Source organism: Myxococcus sp. MxC21-1 (genome assembly GCF_032612255.1).
Classification (GTDB): Bacteria; Myxococcota; Myxococcia; order Myxococcales; family Myxococcaceae; genus Myxococcus; species Myxococcus virescens.
The window spans coordinates 8,471,885-8,494,391 of record NZ_CP123278.1 but is presented as its reverse complement, the minus strand read 5'-3'; the positions used below and the strand labels follow the sequence as shown (position 1 = coordinate 8,494,391).

22 protein-coding genes are annotated in these 22,507 nt (G+C 69.8%); 12 read left to right on the top strand and 10 right to left on the bottom strand.

From position 1 onward, the window contains the following. Positions 1–104: 104 nt before the first annotated feature. The 3 genes from QEG98_RS38170 to QEG98_RS38160 form a co-directional block, all read right to left on the bottom strand. Positions 105–1,562 (bottom strand): PDZ domain-containing protein, encoded by a 1,458-nt coding sequence (locus tag QEG98_RS38170; RefSeq protein ID WP_316564825.1) that lies wholly within the window; start codon positions 1,560–1,562, stop codon positions 105–107. Between the two features lie 60 nt (positions 1,563–1,622). After that, positions 1,623–2,204 carry a HAMP domain-containing sensor histidine kinase gene (locus QEG98_RS38165; RefSeq protein ID WP_316564824.1) on the bottom strand — a complete coding sequence of 194 codons (582 nt, stop codon included), beginning with the start codon at positions 2,202–2,204 and terminating at the stop codon, positions 1,623–1,625. Positions 2,205–2,540: 336 nt separating this feature from the next. Continuing rightward, positions 2,541–3,386 carry a CHASE domain-containing protein gene (locus QEG98_RS38160; protein WP_316564823.1) on the bottom strand — a complete coding sequence of 282 codons (846 nt, stop codon included), beginning with the start codon at positions 3,384–3,386 and terminating at the stop codon, positions 2,541–2,543. A 153-nt stretch (positions 3,387–3,539) separates the two neighbouring features. Between QEG98_RS38160 and QEG98_RS38155 the strand changes: the two genes are divergently transcribed. The 3 genes from QEG98_RS38155 to QEG98_RS38145 all read left to right on the top strand — a co-directional run bounded on the left by QEG98_RS38155 (position 3,540) and on the right by QEG98_RS38145 (position 6,080). Beyond that, complete coding sequence (locus tag QEG98_RS38155) at positions 3,540–5,129, top strand: phytoene desaturase family protein (RefSeq protein WP_316564822.1); 1,590 nt, start codon at positions 3,540–3,542, stop codon at positions 5,127–5,129. 98 nt (positions 5,130–5,227) lie between these two features. Then, complete coding sequence (locus QEG98_RS38150; protein ID WP_316564821.1) at positions 5,228–5,785, top strand: hypothetical protein; 558 nt, start codon at positions 5,228–5,230, stop codon at positions 5,783–5,785. After that, positions 5,703–6,080 carry a hypothetical protein gene (locus QEG98_RS38145; protein ID WP_316564820.1) on the top strand — a complete coding sequence of 126 codons (378 nt, stop codon included), beginning with the start codon at positions 5,703–5,705 and terminating at the stop codon, positions 6,078–6,080. Before QEG98_RS38150 ends, QEG98_RS38145 begins: the two co-directional genes overlap by 83 nt. Before the next feature lie 46 nt (positions 6,081–6,126). Here QEG98_RS38145 and QEG98_RS38140 read toward each other — a convergent pair whose 3' ends face one another. Then, a complete protein-coding gene (locus QEG98_RS38140; protein WP_316564819.1) occupies positions 6,127–6,993 on the bottom strand; it encodes a methyl-accepting chemotaxis protein in 867 nt (288 codons plus the stop codon). A gap of 140 nt (positions 6,994–7,133) precedes the next feature. Here QEG98_RS38140 and QEG98_RS38135 point away from each other — a divergent pair, with 140 nt between their 5' ends. The 5 genes from QEG98_RS38135 (at position 7,134) to QEG98_RS38115 (ending at position 12,544) form a co-directional block, all read left to right on the top strand. Then, entirely contained in the window at positions 7,134–7,415 is a 282-nt protein-coding gene (locus QEG98_RS38135) for a hypothetical protein (protein WP_316564818.1), read from the top strand. Positions 7,416–7,430: 15 nt separating this feature from the next. Further along, positions 7,431–7,805 carry a hypothetical protein gene (locus QEG98_RS38130; protein ID WP_316564817.1) on the top strand — a complete coding sequence of 125 codons (375 nt, stop codon included), beginning with the start codon at positions 7,431–7,433 and terminating at the stop codon, positions 7,803–7,805. A 364-nt stretch (positions 7,806–8,169) separates the two neighbouring features. Then, entirely contained in the window at positions 8,170–8,361 is a 192-nt protein-coding gene (locus tag QEG98_RS38125; RefSeq protein ID WP_316564816.1) for a CsbD family protein, read from the top strand. A 276-nt stretch (positions 8,362–8,637) separates the two neighbouring features. Continuing rightward, positions 8,638–9,531, top strand: a complete 894-nt coding sequence (locus tag QEG98_RS38120; protein WP_316564815.1) for a hypothetical protein — start codon at positions 8,638–8,640, stop codon at positions 9,529–9,531. A gap of 79 nt (positions 9,532–9,610) precedes the next feature. Further along, entirely contained in the window at positions 9,611–12,544 is a 2,934-nt protein-coding gene (locus tag QEG98_RS38115) for a hypothetical protein (RefSeq protein WP_316564814.1), read from the top strand. A gap of 69 nt (positions 12,545–12,613) precedes the next feature. Here QEG98_RS38115 and QEG98_RS38110 read toward each other — a convergent pair whose 3' ends face one another. Beyond that, positions 12,614–12,778, bottom strand: coding sequence for a hypothetical protein (locus QEG98_RS38110; RefSeq protein WP_161604945.1), 165 nt, complete (start codon positions 12,776–12,778; stop codon positions 12,614–12,616). A 342-nt stretch (positions 12,779–13,120) separates the two neighbouring features. Here QEG98_RS38110 and QEG98_RS38105 point away from each other — a divergent pair, with 342 nt between their 5' ends. Then, positions 13,121–14,200, top strand: coding sequence for a universal stress protein (locus tag QEG98_RS38105; protein WP_316564813.1), 1,080 nt, complete (start codon positions 13,121–13,123; stop codon positions 14,198–14,200). Between the two features lie 72 nt (positions 14,201–14,272). After that, entirely contained in the window at positions 14,273–16,096 is a 1,824-nt protein-coding gene (locus QEG98_RS38100; RefSeq protein ID WP_090487305.1) for an ABC transporter ATP-binding protein, read from the top strand. A 4-nt stretch (positions 16,097–16,100) separates the two neighbouring features. Here QEG98_RS38100 and QEG98_RS38095 read toward each other — a convergent pair whose 3' ends face one another. Then, entirely contained in the window at positions 16,101–16,223 is a 123-nt protein-coding gene (locus tag QEG98_RS38095) for a hypothetical protein (RefSeq protein WP_261771068.1), read from the bottom strand. Positions 16,224–16,299: 76 nt separating this feature from the next. Here QEG98_RS38095 and QEG98_RS38090 point away from each other — a divergent pair, with 76 nt between their 5' ends. Continuing rightward, on the top strand, positions 16,300–18,309 hold the full coding sequence (locus QEG98_RS38090) for an ankyrin repeat domain-containing protein (RefSeq protein ID WP_316564812.1): 2,010 nt from the start codon (positions 16,300–16,302) through the stop codon (positions 18,307–18,309). 89 nt (positions 18,310–18,398) lie between these two features. Here the strand turns inward: QEG98_RS38090 and QEG98_RS38085 are convergent, their stop codons facing one another. Next, positions 18,399–18,743, bottom strand: a complete 345-nt coding sequence (locus tag QEG98_RS38085) for a thioredoxin family protein (protein WP_141588186.1) — start codon at positions 18,741–18,743, stop codon at positions 18,399–18,401. A gap of 527 nt (positions 18,744–19,270) precedes the next feature. Between QEG98_RS38085 and QEG98_RS38080 the strand changes: the two genes are divergently transcribed. Continuing rightward, positions 19,271–20,839, top strand: a complete 1,569-nt coding sequence (locus QEG98_RS38080) for an SMI1/KNR4 family protein (protein ID WP_316564811.1) — start codon at positions 19,271–19,273, stop codon at positions 20,837–20,839. A gap of 61 nt (positions 20,840–20,900) precedes the next feature. Here the strand turns inward: QEG98_RS38080 and QEG98_RS38075 are convergent, their stop codons facing one another. From QEG98_RS38075 to QEG98_RS38065, 3 genes are all read right to left on the bottom strand, one after another. Next, on the bottom strand, positions 20,901–21,173 hold the full coding sequence (locus QEG98_RS38075) for a hypothetical protein (RefSeq protein WP_316564810.1): 273 nt from the start codon (positions 21,171–21,173) through the stop codon (positions 20,901–20,903). A 111-nt stretch (positions 21,174–21,284) separates the two neighbouring features. Further along, positions 21,285–21,731, bottom strand: coding sequence for a vancomycin high temperature exclusion protein (locus QEG98_RS38070; protein ID WP_316564809.1), 447 nt, complete (start codon positions 21,729–21,731; stop codon positions 21,285–21,287). 278 nt (positions 21,732–22,009) lie between these two features. Continuing rightward, positions 22,010–22,438: a response regulator gene (locus QEG98_RS38065; protein WP_186817989.1), complete on the bottom strand. Its 429-nt coding sequence runs from the start codon at positions 22,436–22,438 to the stop codon at positions 22,010–22,012. Positions 22,439–22,507: the final 69 nt, after the last annotated feature.

The following is a 22,507-nucleotide window of genomic DNA, read 5'->3' as shown; positions in this document are numbered from 1 at the left end:
ACCGAGTTGCGGGCTCGGGTGAAAACGATACGCATTCTCAATTTCAGGAGTTGTTTAGGCGGAATTCATGAAAAGTCAAGAAGCAGGCGGGAGGCCCGCGAGGCTCAGCGGTGGTGTCTGTGGCAGTTGAGCACGTTGAGCCCAGCGGAACCTTTCACCTGATAGGTCATGCTGGTGTCCGGGGTGGAGGCGGCCCATTCGATTTCTGGCTGGGCCTGGGTCCAGGCCGTCACTTCGGTCAGCGAATCACAGGCGGAGGGCCACTGCTGGGCGAGCTTGCGATTGAAGTCCATCAATCGCTCGTATGCCTCCTCGGCCTGCCGCTGCTGCGCGGCCACCTCCTCCCGCGTGACGATGGCCACGTCCGCCGGGAAGCTCAGCCGCGTGCTGCCGTCGGCGAAGCGCAGCGCCGCGGCCAGCCGCGCGGTTCGCGCCGTGCGCGTGTCGAGCGTGACGTGGAGCGGCAGGTCGGCCATCTGGGGCTCGACCTTCTTCGTGGCATGGCGCCGGGCCGTGTTCCCCTTGCCATCCAGCTCCACCAGGCTGACCTCGACTGGCGGGGGGACGATGCCATCCAGCCGCGCGTTCAGTGCGAGCGTCCCATTGGCGCCCACCTCCAACTGATGGATGAGGGCGGGGGCGTCATCCGCCCTGCGCCTCCCCGCCAGTGACAGCACGTTGCGCGCGTCCCGGATTCCCGCCGGCAGCGGTTCGTCACAGAAGACCCTCAGCGTCGCGGTGAACTCCCGCTTCTCGACGGGCGCACCCTGGCAATGCAGCTCCGCCTTCACGCGGGATTCCAAAGGAGACGCGGAGGCGCGGCAGGCCTGGAGCACCTCTGCGGGCTTCCAGAGCGGGAGGTCCACGCGGACGCTGGCATTCATGCCTCGGACGTCGGGCCGGAGCTGGAGCGGGGCCCCGCCCGCGGGCGCGCCGCGCAGCACGAGCTTCTCCAGCGCGCCCTCGCAGGGCGTCAGCACGGTGGCGCTGGTATAGACGTGAGCGGGGGTGCTTCCTCCGCCAATGACGGCCAGCAGCGCGTCCTCCTTGACGTAGGCCGTGGACCTCTGCTCGAGCTCGAACTCGGGCATGGAGGACGTGGGCATGGAGCCATGCCGGGCGAGCCACATGAGGTAGCGGCTTTGCTCGAACTGCGTCAGCCGGCTGACCTGCTCGCGGGTGAGGGGCGTGTCGGGGAACTCCTGCGCCGGGCGCGGGCCGGTCCGGCGGAGGCGCAGGACCCGTTCAGCGTCGGCGCCCTTGATGCGAATCGTGAGGGGTTCGTCCCACGTCGGCATCAAGGCGTCGTGCAGGTCCGTCTGGCTGAGGAGGTGGATGGGGTCGCGCGCGAACGACCGTCTCGGCCGGTCGATGCTCACAATCCGCATGCCGGGCTCGAGGCCTTCCTGGGCGGCGACGCTGCCCGGCAGGACCTTCGTCACCCGGACCTCCTTGTTGGCGTTCTGGACGGAGAAGCCCAGGGGCTCGATGGTGACGGAGAGAGGGGCGGCGGTGAGCAGCAGGGCGCTCGCGAGCGCGGATGTCATTGCAGACAGGAACACGTGAATCCTCCTGCCTGTCATTGAAGGGCCTTGCCGTGCTTCCCCGCAAGGCAGGGAGCGTCAAGCCACGGCCCGTGGGCCGCCCAAGGGCAGCACGACGGTGAACGTGGCGCCCTGGCCCGGGGTGCTGGCCACGCTGATGTGGCCTCCCAGGGCCTCCACGAGCTGGCGGGTGATGAAGAGGCCCAGGCCCAGCCCGCCATAGTGGCGGCTGGAGACGGCGCGTTCGAAGCGGCCGAAGATGCGCTGCGCGTCCTCCGGCGGAAGGCCGATGCCGTGGTCCTCCACCTCCACCATCGCCTGTGTTTCGTCCGAGCGCACGCGCACGTCCACGGGGGCTCCGTGGCCGTACTTGAGCGCGTTGGACAGCAGGTTGGTGAGCACCTGCTCCAGCCGCATCCGGTCCCACTGGCCCGTCACGGGGGCCGGCGAGTCCACCGACACCTGGACCCCCGCTGTCCTCGCTTCCGTCTCGAAGCGGCGGACGGCCTCGCGCACCAGTTCGTCCAGGTCCACGGGCTCCAGGTTCAGCTCCATGTGGCCGCGCGCCAGGCGGGACACGTCGAGCAGGCTGTCCACCAGCGTCGCCAGGCGCGAGGTCTGACGCTCGCAGGACTGCACCCGCTGCGCGAGCTTCTCCACGTCCAGGGCTCCTCGCCGCGAAGCTGGCGGTACAGCAGCTGGAGCTGGAGCTTGAGGTTGGTGAGGGCGTGCGCAGCTCGTGTGCGGCGATGCTGAGGAAGTCGTCGCGCACCTGGACGGCGTCGCGGGCCTCGCCGGTCAGCCGCTGTTGCTCCGTGTTGGCGGCCTCGGCCGCGGCCCGAGCGCGGACTTGCGAGCGGGTGATGAAGAACAGCAGCAGCGTCACCATCAGCCCGGCGCCTACGACGGTGCCATGCTGCTCGGTGGTGCTGGCGGCGATGAAGGCCTGGCGCGCGTTGAACCGCAGCGTCCAGGTCTGGCCGGCCACGGGTATCTTCACGTCCTGCTGGAAGACGGGGGCCCCCGCGATGCCGGGAGGCTGGACGCGTAGAGGAGCGCGTCGTCGCGGACCTCCGTCCCGTCGTACACCTCCAGGTCGATGGTCTCCTGGAAGCCGATGAAGCGCAGCTCGCTCATCAGGTCCTCCATGGCGAGGGGAGGTAGACGAAGCCGCGCAGGTTTTCGGTGGGGGGCGCAGGGGGGGGGGGTGCGGGTGTACACGGGGATGAAGATGACGATGCCCACGCGGCCCGCGGCGTCCTCCCAGCCTTGGATGAGCCGCACCTTGTGGGTGGCGGCCTGACGCCTCGTGCCCAGCGCGCGCAGCATCGCTGCCCGGCGGTGGGGCTCGGTGAGCATGTCGAAGCCCAGGCCCCGCTGGGTGCGCGCGTCCAGCGGGTTCATCATGATGATGGCGGTGTAGGCCTCGCGTGGGCCCGGGGGCCACACGGGATGGCCTGGCTCCTGCCCGCTGCGGACCTTCGCGTCGTACCGGGCCATGTCCTCCGGCCGAAGCCACCGCGCGAAGCCGATGCCCTCCATCTCCGGGAAGCTGCGGTTCAGCTCCAGGCTCTCCAGGTAGGCGTCGAACTCCTCCCGGGTCACGAAGCGGCTGCCGGTGAACAGTCCATGCACCCCCTGGAGCAGGGACTGGTTCAGCTCCAGGCGCTGCAGGAGGCTCAGCACCCCGTCGTGGACCGCGCCGTCGAAGCGGTGCAGGCGGCGCTCGTGGATGCTCTGCTGCACATAGGCCGCCGACGCGGCGGTGAGGAGCAGCCCCACCAGGAGCACGCAGTAGGCGGCGGCGTTGCGGCGCAGGTGGGAGGAGGAGTGCGGTGGCACGGTGGCCGAAGAAGGCTGGAATGGCGTCCGCCCGGGGGCCAGTGCCGGACGGTGCTCTTGTAACGTCCTGGCCGGTTCGCGCGTTCGCCAGGTGAATGAGTGGGTGGGATTCCGTTCACCTGGGTACCGGAGGGCCTTGGCATCCGGTAGGTCATGGCAAGCGAGGGAGGCAGCGTGCGGCACGTCATCGTCGTGGGTGCGGGACCGGGGGGCTTGTCGGCCGCCATCAACCTGGCGGGGCAGGGCTTCCGGGTCACCGTGGTGGAGAAGGACGCGGTGCCCGGGGGGCGGATGAAGGGGCTGACGCTGGGCGCGTCGGGCGAGTACGCGGTGGACACCGGGCCCTCCATCCTCCAGCTACCGGGCGTGCTGGAGCAGATATTCCGGCGCGCGGGCCGGCGGCTGGAGGACTACGTCAAGCTGCTCCCGCTGGACGTCAACACGCGGGTGCACTTCTGGGACGGCACGCACCTGGACACCACCCGGCACCTGGACCGCATGGAGGCGGAGCTGGCGAAGTTCGGCCCGCGGCAGGCGTCCGCGCTGCGCCAATGGATGGAGGACGGGCGGGAGAAGTACGGCATCGCCTACGAGAAGTTCATCTGCACCTCCGCGGACAACCTGGGCTACTACGCGCCGTGGCGGCTGGCGCCCACGCTGCGCTTCAAGCCCTGGCAGACGCTGTACCGGCAACTGGACGGCTTCTTCCACGATGACCGGGTGACGTACGCCCTGGCGTACCCGTCCAAGTACCTGGGCCTGCACCCCACGACGTGCTCGTCGGTGTTCAGCGTGATTCCCTTCCTGGAGCTGGCCTTCGGCGTCTGGCACGTGGAGGGCGGCTTCCGCGAGCTGTCGCGCGGCATGATGCGCTGCGCGCGGGACCTGGGCGCCACCTTCCGCATGGGCACGCCGGTGGAGAAGGTGCGCGTGGACGCGGGCCGCGCGGTGGGCGTGAAGCTCGTGGGCGGCGAGGTGCTGGACGCGGACGCGGTGGTGGTGAACGCGGACCTGGCCTACGCGGCGCGGTCGCTGATTCCGGCGGAGGCGCGGGAAGGCTCGCGACTGACGGACGCGGCGCTGGAGCGGGCGAAGTTTTCGTGCAGCACGTTCATGGCGTACTACGGCCTGGACACGGTGTATGCCGACCTGCCGCACCATCTCATCTACCTGTCGGAGTCCGCGCGGCGCACGGACCGTGACGCGCTGGAGGACCGGCACGTCGACCTGGAGGACCCGCCCTTCTACGTGTGCAATCCGGGCGTGACGGACCCGTCCGGCGCGCCGGCGGGCCATTCGACGTTGTACGTGCTGGTGCCCACGCCGAACACGGGACGTCCGGTGGACTGGGCGAAGACGGAGCTGGCGCTGCGCGAGCGCATCCCCGCCATGCTGGAGAAGGTGGGGCTGAAGGGCGTGCGCGAGCACATCCGCGAGGAGCGCTACTTCACGGCGGAGACGTGGCGGGACGACTTCAACGTGTTCCGGGGCGCGGTGTTCAACCTGTCTCACACGTGGCTGCAGTTGGGGCCGCTGCGGCCGAAGGTGAAGAACCGGGACATTGAAGGGCTGTACTTCGTGGGCGGGGGCACGCATCCGGGAAGCGGCCTGCTGACCATCATGGAGAGCGCGAACATCGCGGCGGACTACCTGACGCGCGAGGCGGGCAAGGGACCGCTGCCGGGCTGGCCGTATGTGCCGCCGCTGGAGCCGGAGGCACCCGCCCAGGCTCGCGCGGGGTGAGCGCCGCGCCATCCGGTGGCGCGCCCACCCGGCAGGCGGGGAAGGGGCGCCCGCATCCGCCGGGCGGGACGGGGGCGAAGCTGGCATAGTTGCAAGGCATGCCCTTCTTCATCCCATTCGCGGTGGGTGGCCTGGTGCTGACGGCACTGGGCCTGGGTGTGCGGAAGGTGCTGACGGAGACGGGCGTCACCACGCCCGATGATGCCCGGCTGGCCCAGGCGCGTGAGCGGCACCGCGGGGCCGTGGCCGCGCTCCGGGCGGACCGTCTCCAGGTCCGCGACGGCGTGGGCACCTACGGCGCGCTCCAGGCGCGGGTGCACGCGGAGGTGCTGGTGCCCTTCGGCGCGCTGTTGGAACGGCTGGAGCGCTGGGGGCACGTCCGGGAAGCCGAGCTGCTCGAGCCCGAGGCGCTGGAGGCGCTGCGCGCGCTCCTGCGCGAATCCCCGTCCCGCGCGACGCGGCGAAACTGGCCCCTGTTGGGCGCGGGGGTCGAAGTGCCCGCCGCGCTGGAGTCCGTGCTGGCGTGGCTGGACCGGGGCTGGCTGGACGAGGATTCGCCGCCGGTGGTGCTGGATGGGACGCCGCTGTACGCGGCCATCTCGGCCCGCGCCATCCTGGCGGGGAGCGCTCCGGAGGAGGGCGCGGGCGCTCGATGAGGCCTGCGCGCTGCTGGCCCGGACGACGGCGTTCCTGGGGGAGCTGCGCGCGCGGCTGACGGCGCAGGAGCAGCGGGTGGCGGGGCTGCATGGACGGGCCTCGGCGCAGCTCGCCTACCTGGACGCGGCCAGCTTCGAGGCGGGCGGCGAGGAGCCCCGGGAGCGGCTGACGCGGCTGGCGGTGCTCGTGGGCCAGCTCGCCGTGCTGCTGCGCACGCCCGTGCTGAGCTCGGAGGGGCGTCTGACGCCCATGCTCGCCGCGCGTGCGGAGGACGACGCGCCTTCCAACGGCTGAGGCAGCGGCACCGTGGCCCGCGCTCGGGCACGGGCGAGCCGCCGCATCAGACGTAGCGTTCAGCCAGCTGCGACACCTGTCCCGTCGCGTGGCTCACGGCCGAGGCCGCCTGCTGCGTGGTGTCCAGGTGCCGCAGCGTGTCCGTCGTCAGCTCATCCAACTCGCGCACCGCCGCGAAGAGCTGGTCCACGCCCGCGTGCTGCTGCGACACGGCCTCCGTAATCTGCCGCACCGCCGCCGCGGATTCCTTGGACAGTCCCGCCAGCTCGCGCAGCCGTTCGCCGCTGTGTCGCAGCGGCTCCAGGGCCTCGGCCACGCCCGCCGCGCCCTGGTCCGACATCGCCGTGGCCTGCTGGGTGGCCGCGGCCATGCTCTCCAGCAAGCCGCGCACCTGGTTGGTGGCCCGGACGGACTGGTCCGCCAGGTCGCGCATCTGCCGCGCCACCACGCCAAAGCCCTTGCCGTGCTCGCCCGCGCGCGTGGCTTCAATCGCCGCGTTGATGGCCAGCATGTGGGACTGGTCCGCCAGCGACTTCACCACCTCCGACACGCGGCCCACCTCGCGGGCGCGCTGCTCCAGGTCGAGCATCTGCTCGTGCAGCCCGGCCGCGATGTCGCGGATGACGGTGAGCCCCTTCTCCGTGCCGGCCAGGGACTCCTCTCCCAGCTTGCCCACGGCGGCGGCGCGCTCGGCCACCTGGAGGATGCTGGTGGCGCGCGAGTGTGTGACGTGGGACGCCTGCTGGATTTCCTGCGCCGTGGCGCGCGCCTGGTGCAGCGCCGCGGCCTGCCGCGACAGCGTCTGGTTCTGCTGGGAGCTGGCCTGTGACAGCCGCTGGCCCGCGTCGGCCAGGTCCCCGCGGAGGCGCGCAGCGAGCGCGGCATCTCCTGGAGCCGCTGGTACAACTGCCACGTGGACGCCGCCAGGTCGCCCACTTCATCCGAGGAGACCCACTGTGGCGGCGTGGCGCGGCCCTCCACCAGGGCCTCCAGGGATGCACCCACCGCGCGGGCCCCCGGGCCAGCCGGCGGGCCGCCCAGGCCGCGGTGAGGATGGAGCCCAGCGCGGCATACCCGCCGAGCACCACCACCGGTTGCACCAGCTCCGCCTCCAGCGGCCGCACCGTGGCCTGGACGCGCTCGGCCGCCGCGGTGTCGCCCTGCGCCGCCAGGTCCGCCGCCAGCGCGCCCATGCCGCGCTCCAGGCGCAGGTGCAGCGTGACGATGCTGGCCAGACAGGTGATAAGCAGCGCGGAGACCACCATCGCGGGCAGCAGCCAGAGCTGGCGCGTGGCGAAGCCCTCACCCGCGGGCTTCGTGCTGGGCGCGCGCTGATAGGCGTCCAGCACCGTGGGCATCATCACCCGTTCGAACAGCATGTACGCCAGCGGGCTGCTGAAGAGGCCCGCGCTCACCGCCACCGCCACGCCCACCATCACCACCGACGCCGGCCGGTCCAGGAGCAGCACCGCGCCGCCGTTGAAGAGGATGCCGCCCAGCGTCCACGACACCATCATCTCCACGAAGGCGATGCTGGAGGGGATGCGAATGAGCCGCTCCACCCGCGTCGTCCCCTGGGCGCTCAGGGCGCGCTTCATCAGCCACGGCATCACCACCAGCGGCTGCACCACCGCGCACAGGCCGAGCACCACCGGGGTGATGATGCCCAGGAAAATCTTGAACTCCCGCGCACCCGACAGGTCGAGCAACTGCATGTCGACGTAGACCGCGGGCGTGAAGGCCACCGTGGTGACGACAGACCGCAGCAGGTAGAGCCGGCGTAGCAGGGCGCCAGGGGTCGGTAGCGAGGAGGTGGCCATCGGGGAAGCGGTGCTCCTGGGTAGCAGTGACCCCAGCGTGCGGCCCGAATTGCTCGCCGTCAATGTCCAGTCCCGTTCCGCCTCATCCAGCGTGTATGGAAATGCGGTGCTTGCCAGAGAGTGGTTGGCACTGAATTCTTGGATTGCTCGTCTCTGCTCTTCACACTTGGTTGCTGTCCAGGCGGGTGGCCCTGGGGTGCCTGCGCGGCTCTTCTGGAATGCCCACACTCTGACTCGAACGCGCTGTCTGTAGTGAAAGGAGACCCGTCATGGGCGAGTGGACCGACAAGGCCAAGGGCAAGGTCAAGGAAGTGGCCGGCGTCGCGAGCGGCGACCGTGAGCTGGAGGCCGAGGGCAAGCGTGACGCCGCCAAGGGCGCCATCAAGGGCAAGATTGAGGACGCCAAGCGCGCCATCAAGGACGTGGTCGACTCCGACAAGCCGCGCCGGGGCGAGCCCTAGCTATCCTGCCCGGCGCCTGCCGGGTACATGCATGTGCATGTGAATGATTCGGGCCGTGAGGAAGCCTTCCTCGCGGCCCGTTTCATTTCAGCGTGAGGACCAGGATTCCACGTTCCCTCCGTATCCGATGCTGGACGGCATTTCAGGCCGTCGCAGACCCGAACGAGGGGGAACTGCTCCATGCATGTGTCGCGAAATTCGTCGTTGAGAGGAGACGTGTGTCCGCCCGGGGCACGCGCGCCCGCCAGAGGCTGGCATCCACGCTGGCTCCAGGGCGTGGTGGCCGCGCTGGCGCTCTGGGGGTGCGGTGAGCCCGCGCCCGAGGGCACGCCGCCGCCCGCTGAGCCCGTCGTCACCCGGATCGCCGAGGACGGCCTTGCCTGCACGCCGGAGGACATCGCGACCGGTGACTGGATGTGTACCGGCGGCTTCACCTACAGCCTGGAGTGTTACGCGCGGCAGACGAGCGCGGCCTGTGGCGCGGACACGAGCCCGAAGACGTGTACGTCCTACGGCACGTGCCGGCACGCGGACTTCGGCTCCACGTTGGGCGTGCACCAGGCCGTGTTTCCGTTGGGCACGCGGCCCGACGCCTCGTGCGAGGCCGGTGCCCAGAACTACATGATGGACAACGCGCCCGCGTCCACGTGGGGGGGCATCACCTGGACCTGGTACATCGGTGGCAGGCCCCCGGGGGGCGGGACCTCGGAATCCATGCTCACGGGAGGCGGAGCCCTCAAGCGCGCCGCGGCGGGCGTGGGCGAGGAGTACTGCTACATCACCTACTCCAACTACCCGGTGCCGCACATGGGCACGGGACCGCAGTGCGGCACGGTGGAGTCGCCCTGCACGGTGGCCTGCCTCAACCCCCAGACGTGCCAGGTGAACGGCGCCTGGGTCACCGACGCGGCGCAGTGCGGAACGATGACGGGCCTCTGCGGCCCTGGCAGCGGCGCGCAGCTCCAAGGCACCTGCCGTGATGTCAGCCACGGCCTTGCGCCGGATGCGGAGTGTGGCGCGGGCTTCGTGGAGGGCCGGCGCCCGCCAGCTCCACCCTGGCGCAGGTGCAAGCGCAGGCCCAGGCGCAGTGGGTGGCCTCCGGGAGCAGCGGCGCGCCCGTCTATGACGCGCCCATCCTGTGCTCGGAGTGCCGCGGCACCTTCTCGCTGACCGCGCAGGAGGTGAACCGGCGTGTGTACGCGGCGGTGGCCATGTCCCGGCCGGACCCCGGCTGCACCTCCAGGCGGGCGTGGCGTACTTCCTGGCCCGTGACAACCCGGCGCTCTCCCAGGCCGAGCTGACGGCGGCGCTCAACGCCGTCTCCACCGCGTTGAACGTCTATCCCTTCAACCCGGCGAAGGACGGCTCCGGCCCGCGGGTGCGGACGATGATTCGCATCCTCGCGCGGGCCCAGCCGCACCTGCTCACGACGACGGCGGCGGGCAAGGCGCTGCGGACCTATACGCAGGCGCTGCTGGGTAGCATGCACAACGGCCTGGACCTGGAGCGGGGGCTCGTCACCGCCCACTCGCTGGTGGAGCGCTACGGGGACGTGGAGGTCTTCAACGAGGAGACCTGGTCGCGGCTGCATGACCTGGCCCAGGGCAACGTCGCGCTGGCGGCGGTGGTGAACGGCGGTGGCATTGGCGCGGGCGTGGGCGTCCAGACCTCGCAGACCGCGGCGCAGATGCTGGCCCTCCGGCCCATGGGCCCCCTGGCGGCCTTCGTGCTGCCCCGGCTGGCGAACGACGGGAGCCTGTCGAGCACGAAGGCGGACGCGCGAGGCTTCATCCTGACGGCGTCCACCGCGGGCCTGTCCGCGGCGCAGCAGTACTCCGACATGCTCAACGACCTGAACGTCGCCGAGCAGGCGTACCGCGCCTCCATCGCGCTGAAGGAGCCGGGGCAGACGCTGGCCCTGGCGGAGGGCGGCGCGGCCCAGGCGTCCCTGTCCGGCACGCCGACGTCCGAGGAGGCGGCGCTCCAGGCGGCCATCGACGCGGCGAGGACGCGGGGCACCCAGCTCAAGGACCAGCTCAACGGCGTGCGCGAGGGCGTGACGGGCGGCCTGGGTCTGGTGGCCGAGCTGTTCAAGAAGGACGGCGAGGCGCAGTTCGCAGCGGACATCGTGAGGTTCGCCAGCGCGCTGAACACGACGCTGGAGGCGGTGGCGAAGTACGCGGAGAGCTCCGTCAAGATCGCGGAGAAGGTCTCCAGCTTCCTCAACCTGGGCGTGAAGGGCTTCGAGATTGTCAGTGGCGCCATCTTCACCGGGCAGCTCATCGGCGCCGCCTTCCAGCTCTTCTCCCTGCTGCGCGGGGCGGCCGAGCCGCCCATCGAGCAGATCATCCTCGAGGAGCTCCGCAAGCTCCATCAGTTCGTGGAGCAGATGCAGACACGGCTGTTCAGCCGCTTCGACCGGGTGGACCGCAAGCTCAATGACATCCACCGCGACATGCAGGCCCGCTTCGACCTGGTGGACTGGGAGCTGGGCCGGGTGAACCAGAACGTGGAGGAGGTGCAGGCGTCCTTGCACTCGCTGCACGCCGGGCTGAACCGCGTGGACCAGAACATGTACGAGTACTTCACCGACACGAAGAACGACGCCTTCGAGCTGGCGGCCTGGTCCTATCTGAAATGGGACGACCGTCACCCCACGCCCATGCTCTACGCGGACTTCGCGTTGGCGGAGAACCAGTTCTCCATCTGGGGCGCGGTGGACGCGCGTCAATCCACCATCCTCGCGGGCATCGACGGACTCGGCTCCAACCCGACCGTCAGCCCCGCGGACGAGTTGTCCACCCACAAGCTCTCCTACAACATCAACTACCTGCGCGAGTTCCCCGTCCAGTTGACGCTCCCCATGCTGAGCGGCGAGCGCATCTCCAGCCCGAAGGACTGGATGGCTGGCGCGGAGGCCTACGCGCAGCTCTTCGAGGAGCAGCCGGTGCTCGGCGGGCAGATGGTCTCCACCCGGCACAGCAACCTCATCACCGCGGGCACGCAGCTGGACACCGCGCTGCGCAACATTGGCAAGCCGCTGTTCGCCGGCCTCCACGCGCGCTACCTGGGGGACTGGGCGTCGCTGAAGTGGCTCATCGAGCAGGCGGAGCTCGACTGGCGGCACAGCCCTGCTCGCCACCTGCACGGCATCGACCTCTGGGGCGGCCCGGACCAGGAGCCGGCGGCGCACTACCTGAAGCCGGATGTGAAGCCCGTCGTCCCCTGCGGCGGCGGCGAGTGGGGGGACTACAACGGAGACGGCGCGCCGGACTCCCTCAGCGTGGACCCGGCCCGCTGGAACCACGACGTGCTGCGCCCGCTGCTCATCGCGGACAACCTGAACGTGGACCATGCCTCCATCGACCTGTGCGGCGAGGGGAGCTGGCAGCTCTACTCGGAGGTCTTCACGGGCTTCGGGGGCATGTACGAGCGCAAGTACCGGCTGGTGTCCACGCTGTACGTCCGCTACACCTACTGGGACGCTGCGGCGTCCGCATTGAAGTCCGAGCGCGTGTACGAGCACCGCTTCACCGGCGGCTCTGAATTCGTCACGCTGGTGCGCGGGGTGGACCGGCCCACCTACGACCCGAACAGCGAGCACAACCCCCAGGAGTGGATGGCGAAGCGCTGGGCCGCCGTCTCGCAGGACATCACGCCGTCCAACTACGTCCCGGCCCCTGCCTTCCGCGCCGCCATCCGCACCCGGGTGGTGGATGCGCTGAAGGACCAGCAGCGCCAGTTCTACGGCAGCATCGCCACGCGCATGGGCCAGGCGGGAGACGCGTTGCAGGTCCAGGCGAAGCGGATGACGGGCACGCGGCTCCTGTGGCAGGCCTACACGGCGCTGGCGCTGCCGTTGTCGCTGGACCACGACGAGTACCTGCGTGGTCTGCTGTATGGCGAGGACGCGGTGCTGTCGGGCCACGACACGCTGCAGGACGTGGAAGTCACGCCGGTGATGAACGACGTGATGGACATGTACATGTTGTTCAGCGCCACGAACGCGCCGCCGTCCCACAACATCCTGGCGGACCTGCACCCGGCGGTGACGACGCGTGCCGACCGGCTGAAGGCCGCCATCGACGCGTCCCTGGATGCCCAGGCCGAGGCGGGCGGCCCCGAGGCGAGCGCCTGGGTGGAGCCGACGCTGCTGCGGCTGCGGCTCAGCGCCCCGCAGTGACGCTCACGCGGTGACCTGACGTGAGGTGGCGCGGGCCGCGGGGACCTTCCTCCGCGGCCCGTGCCGTTGCTACCGCTTCGCCACCGGCGGGCACGCGACCTCGAGGAACGTCGTCGTCTTCCCGCTCAGCATGACCCACAGGCAGCGCAGCACGCAGCCCGTCCCGAACTCCCGGTAGATGAGCCCCAGGTTGGCGACCACCTCTCGTCCGGTGATGACTCCGCGCATTGGCACTTCCCCCTTCTTCAGCGTTCCGCCCGACCCCGCCACCCCGCCTGCCGCTGCCCGCCCGGACCCCTCTGCAAAGCATCGGCCGTGCCTCGCTCGGACCTTCTATCGGACTTCGGACATGCCAAGCAGGCCAAGCCTCGTGAAGGACGCCTGCCCTCCCTTCTTCTCGGTGGGGACGGCCGCCGGGTTGCTGGAGATTTTTCAGGGAGCCGCGCCTTGGCACCTCTGCCCCCCGCGGAGTGTTCCCTGGGCAGAGGTGGGCTTGTTCTGGAGGCCTGCCCGGTCGCGGACTTTGCGACACGCCGAGCCCGGTGGCGCCAGGCGCGCGACGCCTGAATCTTCGAGGTGTGGATGACGCCAGGCGCCGTGCGGCCGTCCACGGAGCGGTGGAGCGACCGGCTGCCTCCGGGAGGCTGCAAGGTGCCACCTTCACCGCTACACGCATACTCACAAGGTGAGTCGGGTGGAAGGGAAGGAGGGATGGAGATGAGGCCGTCACAACTTTCGAGGACGGCAGTGCCGTTGCTCCCTCCAGGGCTCGCCCGGGGGCAGCGGGGCGTGTCGCGCCTGGTGGTGGGAACGGATTTCTCGCTGCGCTCCGAGTTCGCGCTGGCGCGCGCGCTGCGCCTTCCGCTGGCGCACGGGAGCGTCTTCTGCGTGCTGCACGTGGCCCCCGTCCTGGACGGGCAGGAGGGGCCCGGTGGGACGCTGTCGGGTGCACGCTGCCTGCGCAAGGCGGTGAGCTCCGTGTGCAGGCGGCTGCGCAACCGCGTGGACATCGACGTGCGCGAGGAGCTCGGGCGAGGGGACCCGGTGGAGGTGGCGTCGGCCGTGGCGCGGATGTCGGGCGCGGAGCTGGTGGTGCTGGGGCGTCCCCATGTGACGTACCCGGTGCGTGCGCTGGCCGAGGATTCGACGGTGCGGCGCATGGTGCGCAAGCTGGGCGTCTCCGTGCTGGTGGTGGTGCCGCACCCGGTCCGGCCCTACGGCAGGCCCCTGGTGGCGGTGGACTTCTCACGCGAGTCGCGCAGGGCGCTGGAGCTGACCTTGCGCCTGTGCCCGGCGCCCGCGCTGGTGGACGTGCTGCACGTGGTGGACACGGCAGCGCAGGAGGCGGAGCTGCGCCGCGCCCATGCGCCGGCCGAGCGGTGGCTGCTGCTGCGGCAGGAGCGGGAGTATCAGGCGCGGGTGGCGCTTGGTCGCTTCCTCGCGCCCTACCGGGAGGCGGGCCGCGAGTTGGAGGTGAGGGTGCGCTGCGGCGAGCCGGCCGAAGAGGGCATCCTGGCGGAGGCGTTGGAGCGGGGCTCGGACCTGCTGGCGCTGGCCATGTCCGCCGTGGAGGCGCGCACGCCGCTGACGGAGCAGGTGCTGGCGCGCGCGGGCTGCGACGTGTTGGTGTCGCGTCACCTTCCGCCCGCATCCTGAAGCAGGAGGGCGCGCTCCGCGTTATGAACGCGGACCGTGTCTCCTCGTCCTACAACAGCCCCTGCCGCCCCGGTGTCGCTCAAGGCCCGCTTCCAGAACGCGGGCAGTCTCTTCAAGCAGCTGCCGGGGACCTTCCGGCTCTTCTGGCAGGCCAGCCCTCGCGGCGCGGTGGTGCTGGGCGCGCTGACGCTGGTGGCGGCGCTGTTGCCGGCGGCCATCGCCTGGGTGGGCAAGCTCATCGTGGACTCGGTGGTGGCGGCGGCGCAGGGCTCGGTGGAGGCCCGCTCGCGGGTGTACGGGCTGGTGGGGTTGGAGTTCGGGCTGATGCTGGGCTCGGCGGTGGTGGACCGCGGGCTGACGCTGACGCGCGAGCTGCTTCGCGCCAACCTGGGGAACCTGCTCAATGAGCGCATCCTCCAGAAGGCGCTGGCGCTGGAGTTGCAGCACTTCGAGGACTCGGCCACCTACGACAAGATGCAGAACGCGCGGCGCGAGGCGAACAGCCGGCCGCTGTCGCTGGTGACGCAGGCGTTCTCCATCGTTCGCAACACCATCACCCTGGGCACCTTCGCCGCGTTGTTGGTGGCGTTGTCGCCGTGGAGCGTGGTGGTGCTGGTGGCCGCGTCGGTGCCGGCCTTCATCGCCGAGGCGCGGCTGGCCATGGCGGGCTTCCGGCTCTACTCGTGGCGCGCGCCCGAGGGCCGCAAGCTGAACTACCTGGAGTGGATTCTCACGCGGGACAGCCACGTGAAGGAGGTGAAGCTCTTCGGGTTGGGGCCGCTGGTGCTGGGCCGCTACCGCACGCTCTTCCAGAAGTTCTTCGCGGAGGACCGTGCGCTGGCCTTCCGGCGGATGGCCTGGGGCCTGGGGCTGGGCGTCCTCTCACTGGGCGCCTTCTATGGCTGCTACCTGCTGGTGGCGGGCCGCGCGGCGAGCGGGACGATTACCGTGGGCGACATGGTGCTGTACCTGAGCGTGTTCCGTCAGGGGCAGGCGGCGTTCCAGGGCATCCTGACCAGCGTGGGCTCCATGTACGAGGACGCGCTCTTCATGAGCAACCTGTTCGCGTACCTGGACATCCCCACCGGCGGCGAGGCGACGCGGGTGCTGCCGCCGCTCTCTCCGCCGCGTGGGCACGACAGCGCCATCGAGCTGCGCGATGTGTCCTTCCGTTATCCGGGGAAGGAGGCGTGGGCGCTGAAGAACGTGTCGCTGACGCTGAAGCCGGGGCAGAAGCTGGCGCTGGTGGGGGAGAACGGAGCGGGGAAGAGCACGTTGGTGAAGCTGCTGTTGCGCCTGTACGAGCCGGTGGACGGCGACATCTTCTACGGCGGCGTCAACCTGAAGGACATGGACGTGGAGGACCTGCGCAGCCGCTTCGGCGCGGTGTTCCAGGACTTCGTGCGCTACCAGTTCAACGTGGCGGAGAACATCGGCCTGGGGCACGTGCCGGCGCTGGAGGACCGGACCCGCATCGAGAAGGCGGCCGAGGAGGGCGGGGCCAGCGGTGTGATTACGGCGCTGCCACAGCAATACGACACGATGCTGGGCGGGTGGTTCGAGAAGGGGCAGGAGCTGTCGGCGGGCCAGTGGCAGAAGCTGGCGGTGGCGCGGGCCTTCATGCGCGACGACGCGGAGGTGCTGATTCTGGACGAGCCCACGGCCAGCATCGACGCGGAGGCGGAGCACGCGCTGTTCGAGCGTTTCCAGGCGCTGGCGGCGGACCGGATTGCGATTGTGATTTCGCACCGCTTCTCCACGGTGCGCATGGCGGACCAGATTGCCGTGCTCCACAACGGGCAGGTGGACGAGCTGGGCAGCCACGACGAGCTGATGGCGAAGGACGGCCGCTACGCGCACCTGTTCCGGTTGCAGGCGCGCGGCTATCGGGACTGACGCGTCAGGCGCGCTCGCCACGCAGGCGCGCGATTTCCGCCCGAGCCTCGGCGAGCTGGCGCTCGGCGTCCTCACGGCGCTGGGTTTCCAGTTCCAGGAGTCGGGACTCCTCGGCGAGTTGCTCCACTGCTTGGCGCGTGAGAATTCTCGGATTGCGATGGGCTCCGCGGCCCGCGAGTTTCGCGCGCGCATGTCACTGCCTCATGGCAGGTTCTCCCGCCATGTCGCGTGCTCAAGCTCCGAAGAAGGTCGATGTCGCTGCGTTGATGAAGAAGGCGGACAGTCTGCTGGACGAGATGCCGCCGCAGCTGGACCAGGCGATTCCGTTGCTGCGCGAAGTCGTAGCGGCGGAGCCCGAGCACCTGCTGGGACTCCACTCCCTGAGCTGGTGTTTGGACCCGACGCGGAGCATGGAGCCGCACCGTTGGGAGCAGGAGTTGAAGGCCGAGCACTGGCGGCTGCGCGACCGCATCCTCGAGCTGACGCGAGGGACGAAGCCCGGCGGCGCGCTGACGCTCGCCCATCGCGCGCGTTCGCTGGCCCTGAGCCAGTGGGCGGAGGACCTGGTGCGGCGCAAGCCGACCGTGGCGCAGCTCGACGAAGCGGAGGCCGCGCTGAGCGAAGCCAACAGTCTTCGGGAACTCGCGAACCACCAGCGTGGACGCCGCGGGATCGAGGCGTGGCGCGCACTGACGCAAGGCAAGCCGGAGCAGGGCTACCGCGAGTTGCTCGCCAAGGTGGAGGAGTTTCCGGGCATGTGCGCCCAGGGCGTGATGGACGATGACGACTCGCTCAACTTCCAGGGGCTGGAGGGCGCCTACTCCGATGAGGGTTTCCTGGCCTGGCTGCGGAAGCAGAAGCCCGCGGCACGCCCCGCGGGGAAGAAGGGCAAGGACCTGGATGCCGGACTCCTGCTGGCGGCGGGGCTGGATGCGAAGCCGTTCTTCGGCCCTGGCTTCGAAGGGAACAGCCGCACGGGCCGGGTGCTGGCCCTGGTGGCGTTGGGCGCGGACCTGAAGGCGAGGGATTCCAGCAAGCACAGCGTGCTCCACCTCGCCGCGATGGTGGATGACGCGGCGCTGGTGAAGGAGTTGCTCCGCCTGGGCGTCGCCGCCGACGTCGTCGATTCGAACAAGTCCACGCCGCTGCATGTCGCGGCCGAGCACGGCAGCGTGTCCTGCATCGCTCCGCTGGCGAAAGGCGGCGTGCCCGTGGATGCGCTCGATGCGTCAGGGCGGACAGCGCTCTTCGAAGCGCGTCAGGCCGACGTGGCCCAGGCGCTCATCGACGCGGGAGCGAATCCCAATGCGGGCAAGGGCTGGACGCCGCTGCATCAGCACGCACGCTTCAAGGAGCGAGGCCCCGTCATCGAGGTCCTGCTCAAGGCGGGGGCGGATGTCTCGCTGAAGAATGGCAGCGGCCAGACGCCCGCGCAGGAGGCGCTGGCGCACAAGAACGCGTCCCTCGCCCAGCTCATGGGGGCCAAGGCTTCCTCGGGCAAGGCCGGTGCGTTGGACGTGCAGCCGCTGCTGGATGCGCTGGCGCGTCAGCGCAAGACGCTGCTCAAGGCCTGGTACTTCGAAGACAAGAACGTGGACGGCGTCGAACAGGTCCTGAAGGGGCTCGCGCTGCAAGGTGCCACGTCATGGGACCAACTCGCGGCCGCGCTCCAGGGCGAGCTCCCCTGGACGGCCATGGCGGTGGTGCAGCTCGCGCGGGACGTGCTGCCGGCCGAGGAGAAGGCGCCTCGTCTGTCCAAGCTGCCGCGCTTCGTGCGCGGGGACCTCGTGGTGAAGGGCGACGTGCACGTCGATGGGCCGCTGCTCGTGACGGGAGACCTCACGGTGGAAGGCGTGGTGCGCAACGCGGGGATGGAAGGGATGCTGGTGGTGGGCGGCACGCTGCGCGCCACCGGTGTGGACACGGACGGCGAGGTCGTCGTGGGCGAGGGCCTGGAAGCGCAGGTGGTGTGGGGCCACGGCAACGACGCTTCGCTCCGCGTCGGCGGCGTGCTGAAGGCGGATGTGGTCATCGCGGACGACCACGACATCCAGGCCAAGGTGAAGGCGAAGCACCACTACGAGAACGGTGAGTTCGATGCCTCGGATGAGGCGCTCAAGGAGGTCTTCGTCGCGAAGGCCTTCGCGAAGTCGGAGTTGGACCGGGACAAGCTGTTCAACGTGCTGCGCAAGGTCGGGACCATCCTGGTGTAGACGCGGCCCTGGGGGCTTCCGTTTGGAGGACGAACGGGTGCCCTTTGACGGCGTCACGGCGCGCACCCGTGTCGAATCCCTGAGCGACGTCAGGCCTTGGGCAGGTGGTCCCGCACCACGCCGAGCCAGTACTCTTTTCCATAGTACTGGCTCATCTTCCCGATGAGCTTGCCCTCACGGAACAGCAGGAACGTGGGGATGCCGAAGAGGCCGAAGCGCTTGGCCAGGTCCTCGTACTGGTATGCGTTCACCTTGACGACGCGCATCGGGGCGCCATCCAGATCCGCCAGCAACGCGGGCTCGGCCGCCGCGTAGATTTCGCAGTTCGGACAGCCGTCACCCCAGAAGTCCACGACCACCAGCTCACCCTTGGGTTCCAAAACCAGTTGGTCGAAGTTCTCCGCCGTCCCCTCGTAGCTCACGGGATGTGCCATGGCCTCCTGCCTAACGGGCTCGGGTGTCGTGTTCAACCTGCTCACCGGGGCGCGGCTCGAAGTCCTCGATGCCTGCTGCGTCCCAGGAGCCGCCAGCGCGGTGCTTCCGGTTCGGTCTGACGGAGGCCAGGCCCGGCCGGAAATTCCGCTCGTGCGGCCGGGCGGCTCACTCCATTGGGCGCCCTGGCCGGGCCCTGGGGGCCAGGCGGGTGGGCTGTTGCCGTGCTGGGACGCTTCAGCCGGCGGAGGATGGATCAGCGGAACGCCTGGGCCGCTCCGGAACGCGGGCGGCTGGAGCGGGCGCCAGGGGCATCACCTTCGTGCGTGAGTCCTGTTTTTCCGGAGGAGGGGATGGGTTGGACAGTGGGTACGGGTTTTCAAGGTATGACTGCGCGCGGCGGTGGCCGCCATGTCAGCCGGAGCGAGTTGGATCAGCTCTGGCGCGGTGTCATCAAAAGCCAAAGCCCGCACTGCGCAGGAGCGCTCAGCCGCCGTAAGGTTGTGCGACTGGATGTCGTGGAGGGGTCATGCACGAGTGGTTGGAGGCACTTCGCAAGTCGGTAAAGGCATCGTCAGCTGGCGTCTCTCCCGAGGAGATTCGCCGGGCCGAAACGGAGTGCGGCGTTCCATTCCCCGATGAGCTCACCGACCTGTATCAGGCGTTCAACGGGGGCGAGCTCAACGGTGAGGTTCTTCTCTTCCGTCTGCACGGCGCGGAGGGAGACCCGAGCGTCCTGGAGAAGACCCGCCTCAAGCTGGAAGGGCTTCCCGCGGCGGGGCTGTGGCGCATTGGCTTGAAGGGGCAGCACCGGCACCTCTTCGCCTCGCGCAAGTCGGCCATGGTGGAGCAGGGCGACGGTGGCGGTCCGTTGCCGGCCTGGGTCGAGGCGCTGGATAGCGACGACTGGGTCTATGGCACCTGGGAGGGCGAGAAGCGCCAGATGCGGCTGTACCGCTCGTTGAAGGACATGCTCGACGTGCTCGTGCCCCCCGCGGAGGTGGAGAGCTTCGGTGAGCGCACCTTTGCTCGGGCGATGAATGCCGTCCTTCAGGGGGCGCTATCCGGCGTCCAGGTCGACGAGGAGGACGAAGAAGCGGCGGAGTCCGGCGAGGCACCGCTCGGTGCGGCGGCCGAGGCCGAAGCAGCCGAAGAGGCCGAGCAGCTCGAGGAGGCGGAGCTGGCCGATGAGGAGGCCGCCGAAGTGGCGGTAGAGGAGACGGAGGTACGCGAGCTCGCGTACGAGTACGACGACGTCCGCCCGTCTCCCCGTTACGAGGATGGGGCCGGCCCGAGAAAGGCACGCGCGCAGGCCCAGCAGATGCCGCTCGCCATCGGTGGCGCTGGCGTGCTGTTCCCGAAAAGCGCGTCGAGCAGGGTGCAGGGTGTGAAGAAGAAGCCCGCTGCGGAGCCCACTCCCGGGAAGGCGCGCTCCGCGAAGAAGGCCGCGATTGAAGCGGTTTCGGCGGAGCTTCCAACTGGAGCGGCTGAGGCCATTTCGGAGCCGGAGGCTGCGCCCATGGAGGCCACCGAGAAGGTCCTCGCCCAGACGGGTGTGGCGAAGAAGTCCTCCGCCACCACGAAGAGGGCGACGAAGGCCCCTGCCCAGGAGCGCACTGAGAAGAAGCCTGCCACCGCGAAGGAGGCGACGAAGGCCCCTGCGCAGAAGGCCGTGGCGAAGAAGGAGTCCGCCACCGCGAAGACTCCTGCCCAGAAGGGCGCGGCGAAGAAGGCCGCTACCGCAAAGGCCCCCGCGAGGAAGGCCGCGGCGAAGAAGGCCGTCACAGCGAAGGCACCTGCACAGAAGGGCGCGGCGAAGAAGGCCCCTGCTCAGAAGGGCGCTGCAAAGCGGGCCGGTGCCCCGACGAGCGCGGTGAAGAAGGTCCCTGCTCAGAAGGGCGCTGCAAAGCGGACAGGTGCCCCGACGAGCGCGGCGAAGAAGGCGACTGCTCAGAAGAACGCGGCTGCACAGAAGAGCGCAGCCAAGAAGTCGTCTGTGAAGAAGGCCGCTGCTCAGAAGTCCGGGGCGAAGAAGAGCGCTGCGAAGAAGGGCTCAGCCCGGAAGCCAGCGGCGAAGAAGGGCGCACGCGGCCGGTAGTCACGGGCTCGGAGGCAAGGCGCGCTCCCGCGCCTTGCCCCGACGTCGCCTCACCGCACGTCTATCCCTGCGGCAGCTTGTCGAAGTCGATGGGGCGGATGCGGTAGCCCGGCTGTGCCGTCAACTCCAGCGGCTCTTCCTCCTCATCACCCCGGCGGAACTCGTGAATCTCATCCGGGAGGATGTCGCGGAAGTCCGGCTCCTCCTCCATCGGTGGGGTCGCCGCCAGGTCCTGGTCGGAGATGTTGATTTCATCCTCACCGGTGTCCGGGTTCATGTGACGCCGAGAGGTGGACTCGCCCACCTCGTCTGACCCCAGCTTCTTGAATCGCATGGCCTCTCCTCGGATAGCGCGGTGGGTCGGCTGCCTTCGTCTCAAGAATGAGAACCCGCGGGGGCCCCGGCAATTCTCGCCGCCCGCCTGCCTGCCATGCCTGCCCGTGCCTCAGCGCTCCGGGAGCACGGTGCGGCCAGAGGGGTAGGCGGGCTCCACCTCCAGCATCACCATGGCCAGGGCCAGCACGCGCGACAGCGTCTCGCGCACCTGGTAGCGCCACGGCGTCGACCGTCCCTCGTCCGCGGCCACGCCCCACGCGTCGATGCCCACCGAGTTGGCGATGAACAGCGCCCGCGTCAGGTGGAAGCGCTGGGTGACGAGCACCGCCCGCTTCGCGCCGAACACCGTGGCGGCTCGCAGGCAGCTGTCATAGGTGGACAGCCCCGCTTCGTCGCCCAGGACCGCGCTTTCAGGCACGCCGTGCTCCACCAGGTAGCGCCGCATGGCGCGCGTCTCGTGGTGGAAGGGCTTCGTCTGGTCTCCACTGACGAGCACCCTCTGCACCTTGCCCTGCTGCCACAGCGCGATGGCCGCATCCAGTCGCTGGGCGAGCACGGGGAGGGCACCGCGCCCCGCGCCAGACCCGCGCCGAACACCAACGCCACGGGGGCCTGGGGCGCCTCTTCCAGGGGGACGATGCGGTCCTGGTAGCTGAGGCGGACGAGGTGGGAGAGGGCGAGCAGTCCCAGCCCCCCCGCGGCCAGCACCGCGAGGCCTCTACGCAACCACACCCATCTCGCACCGCCTGGCTTCATGGACCCCGAGAACACCGGTAGAGGGGCCATTGTGTTCCGGGCGCTCTCCTCCGGAAAGTCCAGAGCGACATCCCTGTCTCAGGGGAACGTGCCCGCCTGGGAGCCCGCCGGCCTTGGGGCGAATCGCTCGATGGCCTCCAGCAACTGTCGGGGCTCCACGGGTTTCTTCAAGAACGCCGCCACGTTGTACGAAGACGCATAGACGGCCCGGTCTCTCGGATTCATCTCCGCCGTGCCCGCGGACAGGATGATGACGGGCACCTGGGCCAGCGCTTCACTCGCCTTGCGGGTGGTCAGCACCCGGTGTCCGTCCATGACAGGCAGGGCCATGTCCAGCACCATGAGGGCGGGGCGGGGAGGTTGGGCCAGTTGCTCCAAGGCCTCCCGGCCGTTGCGCGCCACGCGCACCGCGTGGCCGTGCAGCTCCAGGTAGGTCTGAAGGGCCTCACAGATGTCCACGTCGTCTTCGACGATGAGCAGCGGACCGGATGACGTCTGAGCCACCATTCCCGCAAGGTAAGTCCGTGTCCTACCGCGGGGAGGGGCTGTCAAGGGGGCTTGGCCGCCCGCCGTGTG

Excerpts from the sequence above, each read along its gene's own strand:
- QEG98_RS38090 (WP_316564812.1), top strand. The coding sequence starts at position 16,300 with ATGGCAGGTTCTCCCGCCATGTCGCGTGCTCAAGCTCCGAAGAAGGTC.
- QEG98_RS38125 (WP_316564816.1), top strand. The coding sequence starts at position 8,170 with ATGGGCGAGTGGACCGACAAGGCCAAGGGCAAGGTCAAGGAAGTGGCC.
- QEG98_RS38075 (WP_316564810.1), bottom strand. The coding sequence starts at position 21,173 with ATGCGATTCAAGAAGCTGGGGTCAGACGAGGTGGGCGAGTCCACCTCT.
- QEG98_RS38150 (WP_316564821.1), top strand. The coding sequence starts at position 5,228 with ATGCCCTTCTTCATCCCATTCGCGGTGGGTGGCCTGGTGCTGACGGCA.
- QEG98_RS38145 (WP_316564820.1), top strand. The coding sequence starts at position 5,703 with ATGGGACGCCGCTGTACGCGGCCATCTCGGCCCGCGCCATCCTGGCGG.
- QEG98_RS38135 (WP_316564818.1), top strand. The coding sequence starts at position 7,134 with ATGGAGCCCAGCGCGGCATACCCGCCGAGCACCACCACCGGTTGCACC.
- QEG98_RS38155 (WP_316564822.1), top strand. The coding sequence starts at position 3,540 with ATGGCAAGCGAGGGAGGCAGCGTGCGGCACGTCATCGTCGTGGGTGCG.
- QEG98_RS38065 (WP_186817989.1), bottom strand. The coding sequence starts at position 22,438 with ATGGTGGCTCAGACGTCATCCGGTCCGCTGCTCATCGTCGAAGACGAC.
- QEG98_RS38085 (WP_141588186.1), bottom strand. The coding sequence starts at position 18,743 with ATGGCACATCCCGTGAGCTACGAGGGGACGGCGGAGAACTTCGACCAA.
- QEG98_RS38080 (WP_316564811.1), top strand. The coding sequence starts at position 19,271 with ATGCACGAGTGGTTGGAGGCACTTCGCAAGTCGGTAAAGGCATCGTCA.